Here is a 17100-nt window from a genome sequence, read left to right on the forward strand (position 1 = left end):
TCCCCGGCTGATCGGATTCGCGCGCAGCAGTGGCCCTGTCGTCGTGGGAACCCATGGCCCGCAGGTGCTCAGCTACGTCAGGCGGTGTTCTTGTTGATGAAGCGGCGGAACAGCGGCCAGCCCATCACGATGTTGCAGACGACACCTCCGAGGAGATATGGCCACCAGATGCCGTGGTCGGAGGCCACCCAGAAGGCCTTGGCGGCCCAGTAGGGGGGAAGCACGCCGAACGCGAGGTTCCATGCGGAGTCGATGAACCAGGGCAGGCAGGGCAACCCGGCGATGATGATGCCCAGCAGACGCAGCATCGCGATGCCCTGGATCTTGTTGCCGGCCACCGCGACGATGAGCAGCAGCGTCACCACCGACGACAGGCCCGCCACGATGCCGATCGGGATGAGCGCCGGTGTCAGCCCGGGTCGTACGAGTCCGCTGAACGTCATCGTGATCACCACGTACCCGGTGGTGACGGCCACGACGGTGGCGGCGCGGTAGGCGAAGAAGGTCGACAGCGACACCGGGGTGACGCGAATCGCAGCCAACGTCCCGGCGTCGATCTCGTCGAGGACGAGAAAGGCGCCGAGTCCACCCACGATGATGATGCTGGTCAACAGCAGGAGACCGGTGACGACCACAGGGTAGTAGGGGACAAGGTCGAAAGCGTAGCGCCGGAGCAGTGTTTCGGTCAGCGGTGGGATCAGCACGACCGCCGCCACGGTCCAGATCACCGGTGCGAGCACCAACATGACCAGCAGCGGATCGCGGTAGGTACCACGAACATCGTTGCGGCCGAAAGCGACCCAGACGCCCGAAATCCCAGCCGTCGAGGCGCTCATCACAGCACCCCAGAACGTTCGATCACAAAGCGGCTGAACAGTTGTCGCGCCAGGATATAGAGCAGGCCTGCGCACAGAAGGGGATACCCCAGCGCGTAGACGACCTGCCACGGCGCGAGGTCCACCTGGTCGAACGCCGCCCCGAACAGCAGGAGCGGGCCCTGCGTCGGCACGAGGTACAGCACCGGGTGCGGCCACACGCCTGACAGGTGCAGCGCCGGCAGCGACAGGATCATCAGCGGCACCGTCGTCGCCAGGAACCAGTCGCTGACCGAGGAGAACGGCAGTGACGACACGAACCCGGCGATCAACATCACCAGTGTTCCCAACACGATTCCGGCTACCACCGGCAGAAGATGGACGCCGACACCGTGGGTCACACCGACCACAACCAGTGCCACGAACACCGAAATCGCCATCAGCAAGGTGACTTTCACCGACAGGTACTCCCAGAACCGCAGCGGGCTGCAGATCACCGCGCCCAGGGTCCGTTCCTGCTTCTCGAAGAAAACCGAACCGCCGATGAAGAAGAACCCGATGATGGTGATGTCGCCGAACAGCACGTACGGTTCGAGGATCGGGCGGATCTGAACGGGCGTCGGCAGGAGCACGGCGAGCCACAGCAGGCCTGAGATCACCGCGGCGTGGACGAACTTCTGCCGCCACTGGGTGGTCGCTTCCAGGCGCAACGCACTGCGCCACCTCATGACAGTGTCCTCACAATAGCGGCCTTCCGGTGACGTCGACGAACACGTCGTCGAGGCTGGCCTCGGTGCTGTGGATCGTCTCCACGTGGTGATCGCGCAGCACGCCGTGGAATTCCTGGTTGTCGGCGAGGCCCTGCATCGGGAAGTCGGCGGTCTGCAGGATGTCCTGCGGGCCGCGGTATTCCACCCGGACCAGGCGTCGACTGCGGGCGATCTTGAGCTCGGCGGGTTTGTCGAGGGCGACGATGCGTCCGTCGACGACGAATGCGACCCGGTCGCACAGTTCGTCGGCGGTGGCCATGTGGTGGGTGGTGAGAAAGATGGTGCGTCCGCGGGCCTTGAGATCGAGGATCATGTCCTTGACGGTGCGGGCGTTGACCGGGTCCAGACCCGACGTCGGCTCGTCGAGGAACAACAGTTCGGGGTCGTTGAGCAACGACCGTGCAAATGTCAACCGCATCTGCATTCCCTTGGAGTACCTGCCCACCCGGGTGTCGGCGGCATCGGACAGGCCCACCGCGTCAAGCAGCCGGCGGGGGTCGAGGGTGTTGCCCTGGTACAGGGATGCGAAGAACCGCAGGTTCTCGGCGCCGGTCAGTTTCAGGTAGTGATTGGGCAGTTCGAAGGAGACTCCGATGCGCTGGTAGTAATCCGGCCCCCAGGCGCGGGGATCCTTTCCCCACACCAGTGCCTGGCCGCCGTGGCCGCGCAACAGACCGATGAGCAGCTTCTGGGTCGTGGATTTACCGGCCCCGCTGGGGCCCAGGAAACCGAAGATCTCGCCCCGTCCGATGGTGAAATCCATTCCGCGGACTGCAGGGTCAGTGGTCTTGGGATAGGTGTAGGTCAGCTGCTTGACGTCGATGACGTCCGTTGAGGTGGGCATCGGATTCCAGATCGCCTTTCGCGGGTAGGAAGAATCCACGTTCCGACCAGACTTCCCGGAGCACCGAAGAGGACTGTACTAGACTTTCAGAAATTATTGAAGACCGTTCTCGGGGAGGAGGTTCCGCCGTTGGCTGCCCTGTCTGAGTCGCAGCACGCCGCCGAGCGGTTGGCGCTCGTCCTGACCGGCCACGGGCTGCAGCGGATGACCGCGAGGGTGCTCGCGACCCTGCTGTTCACCGAGCAGCCCAGCATGACGATGGCCGATCTGGCCGAGGTGCTGCAGGCCAGCGCCGGATCGATCTCCGGTGCACTGAAGATGCTCACGTCTGTCGGACTCGCCGAACGGGTGCCCGTCCCGGGAAATCGCCGCGAGCACTTCCGGCTTCCGGACAATGCCTGGTCGGTGCTGTTCACCAGCAAGAACGAGACGATGCGCGAGATGCTGGAGGCTGCTGACGCGGGTATCGGAGCGACCGACGAGCACGGCCCGGCCCGCCGGCGCCTGGCCGAGATGCGGGACTTCTACGGCTTTCTGATGGCCGAGATCCCGGCGTTGGTGGATCGGTGGCATGAGCAACGAGGCGACGTCGGCCGCTGAGCAACCGGTACGTTGGATGTCGAGCTCACGCCGATCGAGGACTTGACCCGCGGTCGTGGGCTGTTGTGACTCCCATCGCAGGTTCACCGGAAAGGCTGCTTGTTGTCTACACCTGAGACCGCCGAGATCGACGGCCTTGCCGGTTGGACCGTTGACCTGATGGAACGCCTGGGAGGTCCCGGCGCCGGGCTGGCGATCTTCCTCGAGAACGTGTTTCCGCCTCTGCCCAGCGAAGTGATCCTGCCCATGGCGGGTTTCGCCGCGCGGCTCGGTCGGCTCTCGGCGGTGGAAGCCGTGATGTGGACCACTCTGGGCTCGGTGCTCGGCGCATGGGTCCTCTATCTGCTCGGCGCATGGCTGGGCCACGACCGGATGCGCAGGCTCGTGACGAAGGTCCCCCTGGTCGACACCGAGGACATCGACAAGTCCGTGACATGGTTCGAACGCCACGGCACCAAAGGTGTGTTCTTCGGCAGGATGCTGCCGTTCTTCCGCAGCTTCATCTCCGTCCCGGCGGGCATCGAGCGGATGAACTTCCTGGTCTTCACCGTGCTCACGTTGCTGGGCAGCCTGATCTGGAACAGCGTGTTCGTCTACGCGGGATACAGCCTCGGGGCCAACTGGCACCTCGTCGAGCCCTACACGGCCACCCTGCAGTACGTCGTTCTGGTGGCGATCGCGGTCTTCGGCGGCTGGTTCGTCGTCTCGCGGATGCGCCGCACCAGGGTGCGCGCCGAACAGCGATGAGCGTCGGGCAGCGGCTGTGTCATCCGGGTAGCAACCCGATCTGCCGGTACACCGCCCGCAGGTAGTGGCGCATCTCGTTGACGTCAGGCGGGTTCGGCTGCAGAACGCGGTAGGTGATCGCGCCCACCATCATGTCGATGGCGACGTCGACGTCGACATCCGCGGGGACTGTGCCCAGCTGCTTGGCCCGGTCGATCAACGCCGCCGCAAGGACGCGGCGCGGCAGGATGTAGCGCTCCCAGTAGGTGGCCATCAGCTGCGGGTGACTGACCGCCGAGCCGAACACCCTGGCGACCAGAGCGCGGTACTGGACTGTTGTTGCGGTGCGGGCCGCCCGTGCGATGGCTGCCTCGACGAGCTCGTACGGGGATTCGGCGGCGATCGCCTCCGGCGACGCCCACCCCGCGTCCTGGGCGATCAACGTCTCCATCGCGGCGGCGATCAGATCTTCCTTGCCGGCCCAACGCCGATAGATCGCGGGCTTGCCGACACCGGCCTTCTTGGCGATCTGCTCCATGCTGGTGCCCTCGACGCCACGCTCGATGAACAGGTCGAGACCGGCCTGCAGGATCGCCAGGTCGACGGCGGCGTCTCGCGGCCGGCCGCGACCGGCCGGGGTGGTCATCGGGTCGACCCACTCCGCAGCGCGCCGGTGAGCCAATCGCTCAGGCCCGCGTCGTCGCCGGTGGCCCCCCGCCATGCCAGGTGCCCGTCGGGACGGACCAGCATCACCTCGTCACCATCGTGGGTCAGTACGCCGACCAGCTCGCCGAGGCGACCGCGGGCCGCGTCGACGCTGCGGGTTGCCGGCGCCCCGGCGGGAAGCATCAGCGCCCACCGCCCGCCCAGTTCGTGATGCAACGTCGACTCCGTGCCGTCCGCCCGGTGACAACCCATGTCAGGCACCCGGTCTCCCGGCCGTGGCTTGCGTCCCCGCCCACCGAGGGGTCCCTTGTGGTAGCTCACCCACAGCTGCGACGCGGTATAGGTGATCCAGCGCTGCACGGGGGCCGGACTGAAGATTCGCGGCGCGACATGGTCGCGGAAAAATCGCAGCACCGGATTGTGGGCGACGTTGATCCGGGTGACCGCGCTGGTGCCGCGCAGCACCTCGGTGGCCAACGGCCGACGCTCCGCCTCATAGGTGTCGATCAGGGGATCTGCGGCCTTCTCCTTCAGCACCAGGGCGAGTTTGAAGGCCAGGTTCTCGGCGTCGCCGATTCCGGTCAGCATGCCCTGTCCGCCGAAGGGCGCATGCGCGTGGGCCGCATCGCCGGCGAGCAGCACCCGCCCGCGCCGGTAGGTGTCGGCGAGCCTGCGATGGACGGTGAACACCGACAGCCAGTCGGCGTCACCGATGCGCGGGTGGTGTCCCGTGCGCTCGGGGATGATCTGCCGGACCCTCTCCAGAATGGCACTCCCGCTGGGCTTTTCGCTCTGTCCGGGATCGTAGGCGAACAGTCGCCACAGATCGTCGCGGCCCGTGTCGTCCGGCATCGGCATCACCCCGACGAGGCCGGTGGGGTGAATCCATCCCGTGGTTCCGCTGCGGTCGAGGTCCCAGTCGAGGTGCACATCGGCCAGCAGCCATCGTTCGGTGAGCTTCACCCCCGGAAAGTCGATGTCGACCAGTCGGCGGGTGGTGCTGGAGGTGCCGTCGCAGCCCACGACCCACTGGGACCGGATCCGCGTCCCATCGTCGAATTCGGTGACGACGCCGGTGTTGTCCTGCTGCAGGGCGACCAGTCCTGCGCCCCATTCCGGGGCGGCGCCGAGTTCGGCGAGGCGTGCGCGCAGCGTCGCCTCGACCTTGGCCTGCGATACGACCATCGGTGGTGCCGCAGTGTGCATCCGGGGGTCGCCGAACTCCAGGGTCATCAACGGACGGTCACCCAGGTAGCTGGTGATGCGCATGGCGCGCAGCGACTCGTCGGGCAGGGTCCCCAGTGCTCCGATGCGGCCGAGCACTTCGGAGCCGCGGGCGTGCACGAAGTTCGCCCGAGATGTCGTCGCCGGGCCGCCGGCCCGGTCGACGACGCGTACGGACACTCCGTGCAACCGCAGGCTGCAGGCCAGTGTCAGGCCCGTCGGCCCCGCCCCCACCACCACAACGTCGGTCTCGTCCATTCGAATACAGTAACGGAACGGCACCGTAACGTAAATATAGCTCGCCGGAATTGCGTTCCAGCAGCGGTTGACCCGGTGCTGACCTGCCGGAATGCAATTCCGGCGAAACGGGTCCGGGCTCGACGGCCTAACGCCAGTTGCGGAACGAGTCGAGCAACCGGGCGCGGAAGGTCGGCTCGATCTGCTCGTCGCCGATGGTTCCGAGGGTGGCCATCGTCGCGCGGAACTGCTGCAGATAGTTCTCGCAGCCGTCGCATTCGAGGAGGTGTTCGTCGAAACGTGCCCGGTCGGTCGGCGTCAACGATCCGTCCAGATACGCGGTGACCAATTCGACGAATTCGTCGCAGTCCATGTCGTTTTCGCTCACATCGCGTCCTTCAGGTAGTCCTCGAGCCCCTGCCGGATGGCGGCCCGGCCCCGGTGCAACAGCACCCGCTGGTTGGCGACGCTGATGTCGAGCAGCTCGCAGACCTCCGCGGAGTCCATGTCCAGCACGTCGCGCAGCGTCACGACCACCCGTTGGCGTTCCGGCAGCTTGTCGAGCTCACGCCGGGTCACAGCCATCAGCTCTCCGCCGAGCACCGACCCCTCGGGCGAGTCGGGGAACGGCGACGGCGCCTCGTCGTCCTTCCAGTGGCCCGGCCACCGGTCGTCGGAGTCGCGGAACCGGGCCGGGTCGACCGTGCCGCCGGTGTACGCGGCGATCTGCACGTCCACGTCCTTGCGCTCCCGCATGCCACGCTTCTTGGCGATGTTGATCAGCACGGTGAACAGCCAGGTGCGTAGCGAGGACCGGCCCTCGAACGCATCGATGCCCTTCAAGAGCGCGATCCACGCCTCCTGGACAACCTCTTCGGCGATCTCGCGGGATGCGACGTATCCACGCGCCACCCGCAGCATCGCCGGCGCGTGCCTGTCGACCAACTCCGCGAAAACCGCCTCATCGCGCGCCCGCAACGCTGCGATGAGATCTGCCTCGTCAGCGGACGTGGTGGTCATCTCGGAACGATGGTAGCGGCTGGTCAAGTGCGCGCACTGCGGGCCGAGTCGGTCAACGTCCACACCGCGACACCCAGCAGGGCGACGTCCTTGATCAGGAACTGGCCCGACGACGACAGGACCGGGAACCCGCCGGCAGAGGCCTCGAAGACTCCCGGGGCGGTGAACAGGAAGCTCAGGGTTGCGGTGAACAGCCCGATGGCGATGACGCTTCCCGCCATCGACACCGTTGGCCACCACGGTTTGACCGCGATGAGTAACGCGGCGCCGATCTCCAGGACACCCAGCAGTGCGGAGAAGGTTCCGACGGAGAACACGTCGTACACCCAGCTCATGAACGGGCTGGACGACACCAGCGGCGCGATGCCCTGGGCCTCGAAGTCGGTGAACTTCAGCACGCCGATCCAGGCGATGACAACAACGAGACCGTAGCGGGCCAGGAATGCGCCGAGGTGCTGCGACCGGGACTCACGGAGCCGGTCGAGGGCGTTGCCGACCTCTTTCGTGTCACTGGTCATGGTGATCCTCTCGGACGGGCCCCGCCGCTGACAGCGTGGCCTCCGAGGGCGTAGTGCCGGAAGGAACCCCGGGCGTTACACGGGGCCGTGCGGCGGATCGGGCTCCCGGTGCGGGGCGTAGGCCGACCGGATCCGTCCACCGATCTTGATGTAAGGGGTGCGGAAGTACGCCGACCCGATCATCAGGATCGCGGTGGCCATCACGAATGCGATCGAACTCTGCACGTCCGGGAGGCCGCCGAGGAACAGCAGCACCGCGCCGACGGCCGACCCTGTCCAGTAGATGCGTCGCTTCACGGCCCGTTTGGGCAGGCGCGCGGTGTCCCGCCCGGGGACCGCGACGGCGAGGATCAGCGCCAGTGCGCCCGCGGCCAGCAGCAGCACCGAGACCGTCGTCACGAGGTGGGCAGCAGCAACTGGAACCCGTCGACGATCTCCTGCGCATCGCGAAGATAGGTCGGGTTGCCACCCTCGGCGGTCTGCAGCGTCAACGTCGCCAGGTAGGTGGTGTTGCCGGCGTCGGCGACGACCGCATGCATGATGATCGGGCGCTCGGGCGCCGGACCCATCGGGGGTGCGATGTAACTTGTTGTCTCCGAGGGGAATCCGCAGGTCGAATTGCTCTCGGTCTCGAGGTCGGATGCGCCCATCATCGTGACGAGGTTGTTCCGGTTCTCGCCGAACACGATGTCGGGGTCCGGGGTGCCGCGCACCGACTCTAGGGTCACGACGGCGTTGGGCGCGAACCCGTCGGAGATCAGGTCCTGGGCGACGATGGCATAGCGGATGATCCGGCTGTCCATCATCGAATTGCGTTCCCAGCCCTGCGGAACGGGGATGCGCATCTGTGGCTCGTCGTCGTCGACGGTGGGGATGTCGGACAGGGGCGCAGCGACCGTCGCGCATTCACCGTCCGCGCTCGTCGAGGCCTCTGGTCCGGTACCGGCTGCCATCACGGCGGTGCCCGGGACGTCGCGCGAGCAACCGGTCAGCAGCAGCGTCGACACCAGCACCACGAGAAGCGATCTGAGGATCACGGGCATGTCAGGCTCCTTGGAGTGTTCGCAGCAGGAACTCGTAGACCAGCGCGGCGCGGAACGCCGTCTGCGCATTGTCGGCCGCACCGGCGTGGCCGCCCTCGATGTTCTCGTAGTAGCGGACCGGTTTGCCCGCCGCTTCCAGTGCCGCGGTCATCTTGCGTGCGTGGCCGGGGTGCACCCGGTCGTCCCGGGTGGAGGTGGTGATCAGCACCGGCGGGTAGCTGCGCTCTGTCGAGATGTTCTGGTAGGGAGAGTATTTCGAGATGAACTCCCAGTCGCCGGGAACGTCGGGATCTCCGTATTCGGCGACCCACGAGGCGCCCGCCAACAGCAGGTGGAAGCGCCGCATGTCCAGCAACGGAACGCTGCACACCAGGCCGCCGAACAGTTCCGGGTACTGGGTCAGCATGATGCCCATCAGCAGGCCGCCGTTGCTGCCGCCTTGGGCGCCCAACTGCTCGACCGTCGTGATCCCGCGCGCCACCAGATCCCTTGCCACCGCCGCAAAATCCTCGGCCACCAGATGTCGGCCCTCACGCATGGCCTGGGTGTGCCAGGTGGGGCCGTACTCGCCCCCGCCGCGGATGTTGGCCAGCACGTAGGTGCCTCCGCGGGACAGCCACAACCGGCCCAGCACCCCGTCGTAGCCCGGGGTGCGGGCCACCTCGAAGCCGCCGTAGCCGCCGAGCAGTGTCGGACCCGGGCCCCGGGTGTGCCGGTGGCCGACCACGAAGTAGGGGATTGCGGTGCCGTCGTCGGAGGTGGCGAAGTGCTGTGTCACCTCGATGTCGGCGGCGTCGAAGAACGACGGCGCACGCTTGATCTCGCTCAGCTCACCACCTGCGGTCCCGTACAGCAGACGCGATGGCGTGTCGAAACCTGCTGCGTCGATGAAGATCTCGTCGCCGAGGCTGTCGGCGGCCACGATCGTGGCGTTGGTGTTCTGCGGCAGGCCGGCCACCGGCTCGGATGTCCAGGCGCCGGGGGTGACGACTGCGACGTGGCTTGCCACGTCGGCGAGCGTGACGACGACCAGGCGGTCGCGGGTCCATGCGTAGTGGTGCAGGCAGGTGTGCTCGTCGGGAGCGAAGACCACCCGCAACTCAGCGGTGCCCGCCAGGAATTCGTCGTAGTCCGCGGCCAGCAGCGAGCCGGCCGGGTAGTTGCCGTCGCCGCGGTACCAATCGGTGCGCAGTTCGATCAGCAGCCAGTCGCGGTGCAGCGAGATGCTCGAGTCGGTGGGGGTGTCGATCCGGATCATCTCGCTGCCGCGCAACTCGTAGACCTCTTCGTTGAAGAAATCCAGCGCTCGGCTCACCAGGGTGCGTTCGAAACCGGCGGTGCGATCGACCGACGCCGCGACGACGACGTCGGTCGAGGCTCCGCTGAACACCGTTTCGGCGTCGGCGAGTGGTTGACCGCGCCGCCAGCGCTTGACCACGCGGGGGTATCCCGAGTCGGTCAGCGAGCCCTCCCCGAAGTCGGTGCCGACCAGCACGGTGTCCTCGTCCTCCCAGCTGACCTGTGATTTGGCCTCGGGGAGCTGGAAACCGCCGTCGACGAACTCACGGGTGGCCATGTCGAACTCGCGTACCACCGCGGCGTCCGAGCCGCCGGGAGACAGGCTGATCAGCGCCCGCGCATGGTCCGGTTCGATGACGTCGGCGCCGGCCCACACCCACTTGGCGTCGTCCTCGGCGGCCAGCCGGTCCACATCGACGACGACGTCCCAGTCGGGCTTCTCCGATCGATAGCTCGTCAGAGTGGTGCGCCGCCACAGACCGCGCGGATTGTCCGCATCGCGCCAGAAGTTGTAGAGGTACTCGCCGCGCCGTCGCACGTAGGGAATCCGGGCGTCGGTGTCGAGCACCTCCAGCGCTTCGGCGCGCATCTGCTCGAAGCGCTCGCCGCCGAGCTCGGTCACGGTGGGTTCGTTGTGCTCGCGCACCCAGGTCAACGCGTCGTCGCCGCTGACCTCCTCGAGCCACAGGTACGGGTCGGTGTCGGTCTGGGCGAGGGCGTCGGTCACCCCACCATTCTGCGCAACGGGCCGCCGGTCAGCTCAGGTGGTGCACCTCGGCCAGCCCGTAGACCGGTGTCGCCATGCCTTCGTGGCGCGCTTTGAGCTGCAGCGCGAGGTAGAGCGAGTAGTGCCGCGACTGGTGCAGGTTGCCGCCGTGGAACCACAGGTTGGGCTGCTGGGTGGGCTTCCACATGTTGCGCTGTTCGCCCTCCCACGGCCCGGGATCCTTGGGGGTGTCGCTGCCCAGGCCCCACACCTTGCCCACCCTGTCGGCGACGTCCTGACCGATCAGATCGGCGGCCCAGCCGTTCATCGAGCCGTACCCGGTGGCGTAGACCACGACATCGGCAGGAAGTTCGGTGCCGTCGGTCAGCAGCACCGAGTCCTCGGTGAGACGCTCGACCTGTCCGTGGGCCAGCTTGATCCGGCCGTCGGCGACCATGTCGCAGGCGCCGACGTCGATGTAGTAGCCGGACCCGCGCCGCAGGTACTTCATGAACAGCCCGGAACCGTCGGCGCCCCAATCCAATTCGAACCCGGCGGCCTCGAGCCGGTCGTAGAAGTCGCGGTCGCGTTCCCGCATCTGGTCATACAGCGGGATCTGGAACTCGTGCATGATCCGGTACGGCAGCGATGCGAACGTCAGGTCGGCCTTCTCGGTGGTCATGCCGGACTCGACCGCCTGCTCCGAATAGAGCGCTCCGAGGCCGATGTCCATCAGGGAGTCCGATTTGACGATGTGGGTCGAGGACCGCTGCACCATCGTCACGTCGACGCCGTTCTCGTAGAGCGCCTTGCAGATGTCGTGGGCGGAGTTGTTCGAGCCGATCACCACGGCCTTCCTACCGACGTAGCCGTCGGGCCCGGGGTGCGCGCTGGAGTGGTGCTGGTCGCCGCGGAACACGTCCTGACCCGGCAGCGTGGGCACGTTCGGCTTGCCGGACATGCCGGTCGCGAGCACCAACTGGGTGGGATGCAGGGTGAGTCGTTCCCCGTCGCGATCGACCTCGACCGTCCACTGCTGAGCCTGTTCGTCGAACTCGGCGGACAGACACGTGGTCTTCGACCAGTACGGCACCTCCATCACGCGGGTGTAGAACTCCAGCCAGTCACCGATCTTGTCCTTCGGCGCGAACACCGGCCAGTTCGCCGGGAACGGCATGTACGGCAGGTGGTCGTACCAGACCGGGTCGTGCAGGCACAGTGACTTGTAGCGCTTGCGCCACTGGTCGCCGGGGCGTTCGTGTTTGTCGACGACGATCGCCGGCACGTTGAGCTGACGCAACCGGGCGCCGAGCGCGATGCCGCCCTGACCGCCGCCGATCACCAGGACGTAGGGCTGGGTGGTCCGGCCCAGCTCGGCGTCCTCGGCGGCGCGCTTCTCCGCCCACGACCGCGGATCCGGGTCGTCGCCGTGGACTGCGCCCAGCACCCGGCTCGGGCCCTTGCGCTCCTCGTGCCCCTTGATCTCCTGCAACGCGGTCAGCAGCGTCCAGGCCTGATCTCCCTTGAGCCGCAGGTGGCCGACGCCGCGGCCGGCTCCGGTCTCGAACTCGATGAACGCCGACGTGACTGCGTCGTCGCCGGAGCCGTCCTGGACCGGTTCCTCCCGCGTGCGGAAGCCCGACGGATCGGTGCCGATGAGCCGTTCGCCGAGCATGTCGGCGATCTGGTCGCGGCCCTCGAGGGTCTTGAGGTTCCAGGTGAACGACACCAGATCACGCCAGAAGCTGTCGACGGCGAACATCCCGACGGCACGTTCGATATCCCGGACGGCCAGCGCCGCCTCGAAGTCGGCGAGCCAGGCGTCGACGCGCTGCTGGGGCGTCACCTCTGTGGTGGTTTGAGGGTCAAGGGTGGAAGTCATGTGAGCCAGAACACACCGTGGTGCGACGTCGAAGCAAGAGTTGCAAGGCGTTGCAACCGGGCGTGCAACCCCCTGCAACTCTTTCGGTGTGTGGTCGCCGTCACATAGACATGCGGACATGAGAGCAGCTGTGTACTACGGACCGAACAAGCTCGAGATCGACGACGTCGCCGAACCGCAGGTCAAGCCCGGCACCGTGAAGCTCGAGGTGGGCTTCAACGGGATCTGCGGCACCGACCTGCACGAGTACTACGCCGGGCCGATCTTCGTCCCCACCCAGCCGCACCCGCTGACCGGTCAGCAGCTTCCGTTGACGATGGGCCACGAGTTCTCGGGAACCATCACCGCAGTCGGCGACGGGGTGAGCGGGTGGAGCGAGGGCGATCGGGTCGCCGTCGAGCCGATCTACAAGTGTGACCACTGCGGCCCGTGCCGTGCCGGCAACTACAACGTCTGTCAGCAGATCGGTTTCCACGGTCTGATGTCCGACGGCGGGATGGCCGAGTACACCGTCGTTCCGACGAGCATGCTGCACAAGCTGCCCGACAACGTCTCGCTGGAACTCGGTGCGCTGGTGGAGCCGATGTCGGTGGCCTATCACGCGGCGACGCTGGGTGATGTGTCCGCCGGTGACACCGCGATGGTGTTCGGCGCCGGCCCGATCGGCATCGGACTGTGGTTCGCGTTGCGCGGCAAGGGGCTCGAGGACGTGTTGGTCGTGGAGCCCTCGCCCACCCGGCGGGCCGCCATCGAAGCGCTCGGTGCCCGCACCCTGGATCCCACCGGCGTCGACGTGCCGGCGTTCATCACCGACCACACCGAGGGCAACGGAGCCGACGCGGTGTTCGACGCGGCGGGCGTGACGCCCGCAGTGGTGACGGCACTGGCCTGCGTCGGCTCACGGAAACCGATGATCAGCGTGGCGATCTACGAAAAGCCTTTGGAGACACCACTTCTCAACCTCGTGATGAACGAGTCCCGGATCCAGGGCTCGCTGTGCTACACCGGCGCGGACTTCGAGGCGGTGATCGGTCTGATGGCCGAGGGCAAGTACGACACCACCGGCTGGGTCACGCGGATCCCGCTCGACGACGTGATCGACGAGGGGTTCGAGGCACTGCACGCCGGCAAGAAGATGAAGGTGCTGGTCGACCCGACCGATTCAGCCCGAGTCGACCCGAACGGAGAGTAGGCATGACAGCAGACGGGGCTCTGACGGGAAAGGTCGCGTTGGTGACCGGTGGTGCCCGCGGGATCGGCCGCGGGATCGCGCTGCGACTCGCGCGCGACGGCGCCGACATCGCGCTCGTCGACGTCCGGTCCGAGGGGATCAACGCCGTCGCCGACGAGATCAGCGAGATCGGTTGCAAGGCAACCACCTTTGTCGCTGATGTCAGTGATCGCGAGCAGGTGTTCGCCGCAGTCGACCATGCCGCCGGTGCGCTGGGCGGGCTGGACATCATGGTCAACAACGCCGGGATCGCCCTGGTCGGGCCGATCGCGGAGGTCACGGCCGAGGAGGTGAACCGGGTCTGGTCGATCAACGTCAACGGCGTGCTGTGGGGCACCCAGGCCGCCGTCGCGAAGTTCAAGGAACTGGGGAACAAAGAGGCCGGAAAGCTCAGCCGGGTCATTAACGCGTCGTCGATCGCCGGGCACGACGGCTTCGCCATGCTGGGGGTGTACAGCGCATCGAAGTTCGCGGTGCGAGCGCTCACCCAGGCCGCCGCCAAGGAACACGCGGCCGACGGCATCACCGTCAACGCGTACTGCCCGGGTGTCGTCGGTACCGACATGTGGGTCGAGATCGACAAGCGCTTCGCCGAACTGACCGGCGCCGCCGAGGGCGAGACCTACGACAAGTTCGTCGGCGGCATCGCGCTGGGCCGCGCCGAGACGCCCGACGATGTGGCGGGCTTCGTGTCCTACCTGGCCGGCCCGGACGCCGACTACATGACCGGGCAGGCCGGCCTGATCGACGGCGGCCTGGTTTACCGCTGAGATGCGGAGCACACTGGGCGGTGATGCCCAGCAATATCGGCAGTTCGCCCGTGCCTGAACCCGCAGTGGCCGTCGGTGAGGATCCGCGCAGCTACGCGCGGTTGATGTCGGCTGTGTACGACGCGACGATGGCCGGCCACCGGGCGCCCGCCCGGCCGCGCGAGGTGATCGGTGATTCCTGGCAGCGGCTGATCGCCCGCGGAATCGACCCCGACGTCGGCACCGAACCGGTGGTGGAGACGGCCGGGCTGGAGATGCTGCGGCGTGCGTCCGGGCTGATGGAGGTGCTCGACGAGATCTCCCACGGCCTCGAGTCGTTGGTCGCCGAGGGTGCGAACATCCTCGTCGTCGCCGACGCGAAGGGCCGGGTGCTGTGGCGCTCAGGCTCTCCCGCGGTGCTGATGAACGCCGACCGCCTGGGGTTCGTCGAAGGTGCCAACTGGGGTGAGGGTTCGGTGGGCACCAACGCGATCGGCACCGCGCTGGTGTCCCAGCGGGCGGTGCAGGTGTTCTCCGCCGAGCACTTCCTGCGCAGCCATCATTCGTGGACCTGTGCGGGGGCGCCGATCCGGGATCCGAGAACCGGGCAGGTGATCGGCGTCGTCGACGTGTCCGGTCCGGCGCCGACCGTGCACCCGACAACGATCGCGCTGGTGGACGCGGTCGCCCGGCTCGCCGAGTCGCAACTGCGTCAGGAGCACGACCGCACGCTGAACAGACTGCGGGCGTTCGCGGCGCCGATTCTCGCGCGGATGGGCAGCCCGGCGTTGGCCGTCGACACCGACGGCTGGGTCGCCGCCGTCGACGCGATGCCGCTGCACAACCGGATTCTGCTGCCCGAACAGCTGACGCCCGGCCGGGTTCGGTTGGCCACGCTCGGGCTGTGTGCGGTCGAACCCCTGCCCGGCGGGTGGCTGGTGCGGCCTGCGATCGGGGACGACGGGGCGGACTCCGACCACGTGTCGCAGGTGATGTTGGATTTCAGCAATCCCGACACGGCGTCGCTGCGGGTGACCGGCGAGTCCGGCAGCTGGCGACATGACCTGTCGCTGCGGCACGCCGAAATACTTCTCGCCCTGGCGATTTCGCCGCAGGGGCGGTCGGCACCGCAACTGGCCGAAGATCTCTACGGAGACCGGTCGCGGGTGGTGACGGTGCGTGCGGAGATGTCGCGGCTGCGCAAGCAGTTCGCCGGGTTGCTCGCCGCGCAGCCGTACCGCTTCGGCGGATCGGTGCACCTCGACATCCGCTATCCCGACGACCGCCGCATGCTGCTGCCGCCGTCGACGGCGCCGGCGGTCAGGACTGTCCGAATGGGGGGCGTGCCGCAGAACCGCGTGGAGGACAATGGCTGACGTGGACATCCCCAATCGCGCACTGGTCACCGAAGCCGCCGTCGACCTGCTGCGGAGTCTGCAGGAGCGCCACGGCGCGCTGATGTTCCACCAGTCGGGTGGCTGCTGCGACGGATCGTCGCCGATGTGTTACCCCGACGGCGACTTCATCGTCGGTGACCGCGACATCCTGCTGGCGGTGCTCGACGTCGGCGACGGCGTGCCGGTGTGGATCTCCGGTCCCCAGTTCGACGCCTGGAAGCACACCCAGTTGGTGATCGACGTGGTGCCCGGCCGCGGTGGCGGGTTCAGCCTGGAGGCACCCGAGGGCAAACGCTTCCTGTCCCGCGGCCGGGCGTTCACCGCGGACGAGAACGACGCGCTGGAAGCGGCCGCGCCGGTCACCGGGGCGGATTACGAACGGGGCGTGCGGCCCCCCTCGGCGGGCACCCACATCGTGGCCGAAGGAGTCGACGCCTGCGCGATCCCGCTGAAGTAGACCCGCGGAATGCTGAAGTAGACCCGCGGAATAGCGTTCCTGGCTGCGGAATTGGCCTCGGGCACGACCAGGAACGCTATTCCGCGATTGGGCTAGGGCGCGCCGCCCGGGTTTTCGGGCCGTGCGGCGTTATCGTCAGAAACGTGATTCCGCTGCCGCGTGCATCGGTGTTGGCCGGAGTGATGATCGTCGGTGTCGCTCTCGGCATGATGGCCGCGCTCGCCGCCGCCATCGAGGTCACCGCGACCGTCCGGCCGGACGTCGTGATCGCACTTGTCGTCGGGGTCCCCAGCGTGATCGGCATGCTGACGATCCTGATGTCGGGCCGACGCTGGGTCACCGCGGTCGGCGCGATGGTCCTGGCCATCGGGCCCGGCTGGTTCGGCGCTCTCGCCGCAGTCCAGGTGGCATCCGGTGCCTGACACCGGCCGAAACGCACTCCCGGGTGAGCACACCGAGCCGTTCCGGCCCGAGTTCACCGGATCCTTCACCGCGCAGGGACTGATGGACGAGCCGGCACCGGCCGAACCCGTGGAGATCTCGCCGCACCCGGCCCAGCCCGTCGCCGTTCCCGGTGTCGCCCAGTACCTCAGCCGGTGGACGTTCGTGTTCGTCGTCGCAGGTGTCTGGCTCGTCGCGGCGGCCGCCGGCCTCGGCCTGTACTACTGGTGGTTCCACTCCCCGGACAAGACCATGCCGGTGTTCGTCGTGCTGGTCTACGTCGTGGCGTGCATCGTCGGAAGCCTGCTCACCGCCATGATTCAGGGCAAGCCGGTGTCCTCGGCGGTGGCCATCGCGCTGATGTCGTCGCCGCTGGCGTCCACCGCCGTTGCGGCGGTCCTCTACGGCGGCTACGTGTTCGGGTGGATCACCCGGTAGTCGGATCGCCGGCACGGGGTCGGATCGCCCACCCCAC

Annotated in this window: 20 protein-coding genes; 8 read left to right on the top strand and 12 right to left on the bottom strand. The window is 67.4% G+C overall.

What is annotated here, in order from left to right:
* Window positions 1–77: 77 nt before the first annotated feature.
* Genes ABDC78_RS03435 through ABDC78_RS03445 form a run of 3 tightly spaced genes read right to left on the bottom strand, consistent with a single transcriptional unit; the run spans window position 78 to window position 2429 of the window.
* Window positions 78–836 carry an ABC transporter permease gene (locus tag ABDC78_RS03435; RefSeq protein ID WP_178361356.1) on the bottom strand — a complete coding sequence of 253 codons (759 nt, stop codon included), beginning with the start codon at window positions 834–836 and terminating at the stop codon, window positions 78–80.
* Window positions 836–1543 carry a fluoroquinolone transporter permease gene (locus tag ABDC78_RS03440; protein ID WP_178361357.1) on the bottom strand — a complete coding sequence of 236 codons (708 nt, stop codon included), beginning with the start codon at window positions 1541–1543 and terminating at the stop codon, window positions 836–838. Before ABDC78_RS03440 ends, ABDC78_RS03435 begins: the two co-directional genes overlap by 1 nt.
* Window positions 1544–1553: 10 nt before the next feature.
* Window positions 1554–2429 carry an ABC transporter ATP-binding protein gene (locus ABDC78_RS03445; RefSeq protein WP_178361358.1) on the bottom strand — a complete coding sequence of 292 codons (876 nt, stop codon included), beginning with the start codon at window positions 2427–2429 and terminating at the stop codon, window positions 1554–1556.
* Between the two features lie 204 nt (window positions 2430–2633).
* Between ABDC78_RS03445 and ABDC78_RS03450 the strand changes: the two genes are divergently transcribed.
* Both ABDC78_RS03450 and ABDC78_RS03455 read left to right on the top strand, forming a co-directional pair.
* Entirely contained in the window at window positions 2634–3029 is a 396-nt protein-coding gene (locus tag ABDC78_RS03450; RefSeq protein ID WP_178361519.1) for a MarR family transcriptional regulator, read from the top strand.
* Between the two features lie 102 nt (window positions 3030–3131).
* Window positions 3132–3776, top strand: a complete 645-nt coding sequence (locus tag ABDC78_RS03455; protein ID WP_256736376.1) for a DedA family protein — start codon at window positions 3132–3134, stop codon at window positions 3774–3776.
* 19 nt (window positions 3777–3795) lie between these two features.
* On the opposite strand, the gene ABDC78_RS03460 is transcribed toward ABDC78_RS03455, so the two are convergent.
* The 9 genes from ABDC78_RS03460 to ABDC78_RS03500 all read right to left on the bottom strand — a co-directional run bounded on the left by ABDC78_RS03460 (window position 3796) and on the right by ABDC78_RS03500 (window position 12350).
* Window positions 3796–4401 (bottom strand): TetR/AcrR family transcriptional regulator, encoded by a 606-nt coding sequence (locus ABDC78_RS03460; RefSeq protein WP_178361359.1) that lies wholly within the window; start codon window positions 4399–4401, stop codon window positions 3796–3798.
* Entirely contained in the window at window positions 4398–5903 is a 1506-nt protein-coding gene (locus tag ABDC78_RS03465; RefSeq protein ID WP_178361360.1) for an FAD-dependent oxidoreductase, read from the bottom strand. Before ABDC78_RS03465 ends, ABDC78_RS03460 begins: the two co-directional genes overlap by 4 nt.
* A gap of 127 nt (window positions 5904–6030) precedes the next feature.
* Window positions 6031–6270: a zf-HC2 domain-containing protein gene (locus tag ABDC78_RS03470; RefSeq protein WP_347133312.1), complete on the bottom strand. Its 240-nt coding sequence runs from the start codon at window positions 6268–6270 to the stop codon at window positions 6031–6033.
* On the bottom strand, window positions 6267–6902 hold the full coding sequence (locus tag ABDC78_RS03475; protein ID WP_178361361.1) for a sigma-70 family RNA polymerase sigma factor: 636 nt from the start codon (window positions 6900–6902) through the stop codon (window positions 6267–6269). The genes ABDC78_RS03470 and ABDC78_RS03475 overlap by 4 nt, the downstream gene beginning before the upstream one ends.
* A gap of 23 nt (window positions 6903–6925) precedes the next feature.
* A complete protein-coding gene (locus ABDC78_RS03480) occupies window positions 6926–7420 on the bottom strand; it encodes a DUF417 family protein (RefSeq protein WP_178361362.1) in 495 nt (164 codons plus the stop codon).
* 75 nt (window positions 7421–7495) lie between these two features.
* On the bottom strand, window positions 7496–7819 hold the full coding sequence (locus ABDC78_RS03485) for a hypothetical protein (RefSeq protein WP_178361363.1): 324 nt from the start codon (window positions 7817–7819) through the stop codon (window positions 7496–7498).
* Window positions 7816–8463, bottom strand: coding sequence for an LpqN/LpqT family lipoprotein (locus tag ABDC78_RS03490; RefSeq protein WP_178361364.1), 648 nt, complete (start codon window positions 8461–8463; stop codon window positions 7816–7818). The genes ABDC78_RS03485 and ABDC78_RS03490 overlap by 4 nt, the downstream gene beginning before the upstream one ends.
* 1 nt (window position 8464) lies before the next feature.
* Window positions 8465–10489 carry a prolyl oligopeptidase family serine peptidase gene (locus ABDC78_RS03495; RefSeq protein WP_178361365.1) on the bottom strand — a complete coding sequence of 675 codons (2025 nt, stop codon included), beginning with the start codon at window positions 10487–10489 and terminating at the stop codon, window positions 8465–8467.
* A 28-nt stretch (window positions 10490–10517) separates the two neighbouring features.
* A complete protein-coding gene (locus ABDC78_RS03500) occupies window positions 10518–12350 on the bottom strand; it encodes an NAD(P)/FAD-dependent oxidoreductase (RefSeq protein ID WP_178361366.1) in 1833 nt (610 codons plus the stop codon).
* Window positions 12351–12468: 118 nt separating this feature from the next.
* On the opposite strand from ABDC78_RS03500, the gene ABDC78_RS03505 reads away from it, so the two are divergent.
* From ABDC78_RS03505 to ABDC78_RS03530, 6 genes are all read left to right on the top strand, one after another.
* Complete coding sequence (locus ABDC78_RS03505; protein WP_178361367.1) at window positions 12469–13542, top strand: 2,3-butanediol dehydrogenase; 1074 nt, start codon at window positions 12469–12471, stop codon at window positions 13540–13542.
* Window positions 13543–13544: 2 nt separating this feature from the next.
* Entirely contained in the window at window positions 13545–14351 is an 807-nt protein-coding gene (locus ABDC78_RS03510; protein ID WP_178361368.1) for an acetoin reductase, read from the top strand.
* Between the two features lie 23 nt (window positions 14352–14374).
* The gene (locus ABDC78_RS03515) at window positions 14375–15706 is read left to right on the top strand and encodes a GAF domain-containing protein (RefSeq protein WP_178361369.1); all 1332 of its coding nucleotides are present in this window, start codon (window positions 14375–14377) and stop codon (window positions 15704–15706) included.
* 1 nt (window position 15707) lies between these two features.
* On the top strand, window positions 15708–16184 hold the full coding sequence (locus ABDC78_RS03520; RefSeq protein ID WP_178361370.1) for a DUF779 domain-containing protein: 477 nt from the start codon (window positions 15708–15710) through the stop codon (window positions 16182–16184).
* A 143-nt stretch (window positions 16185–16327) separates the two neighbouring features.
* On the top strand, window positions 16328–16606 hold the full coding sequence (locus ABDC78_RS03525) for a putative holin (RefSeq protein WP_178361371.1): 279 nt from the start codon (window positions 16328–16330) through the stop codon (window positions 16604–16606).
* A complete protein-coding gene (locus tag ABDC78_RS03530) occupies window positions 16599–17063 on the top strand; it encodes a hypothetical protein (RefSeq protein WP_178361372.1) in 465 nt (154 codons plus the stop codon). Before ABDC78_RS03525 ends, ABDC78_RS03530 begins: the two co-directional genes overlap by 8 nt.
* Window positions 17064–17100: the final 37 nt, after the last annotated feature.

It is taken from the genome of Mycobacterium sp. DL, assembly GCF_039729195.1.
GTDB classification, from domain to species: domain Bacteria; phylum Actinomycetota; class Actinomycetes; order Mycobacteriales; family Mycobacteriaceae; genus Mycobacterium; species Mycobacterium hippocampi_A.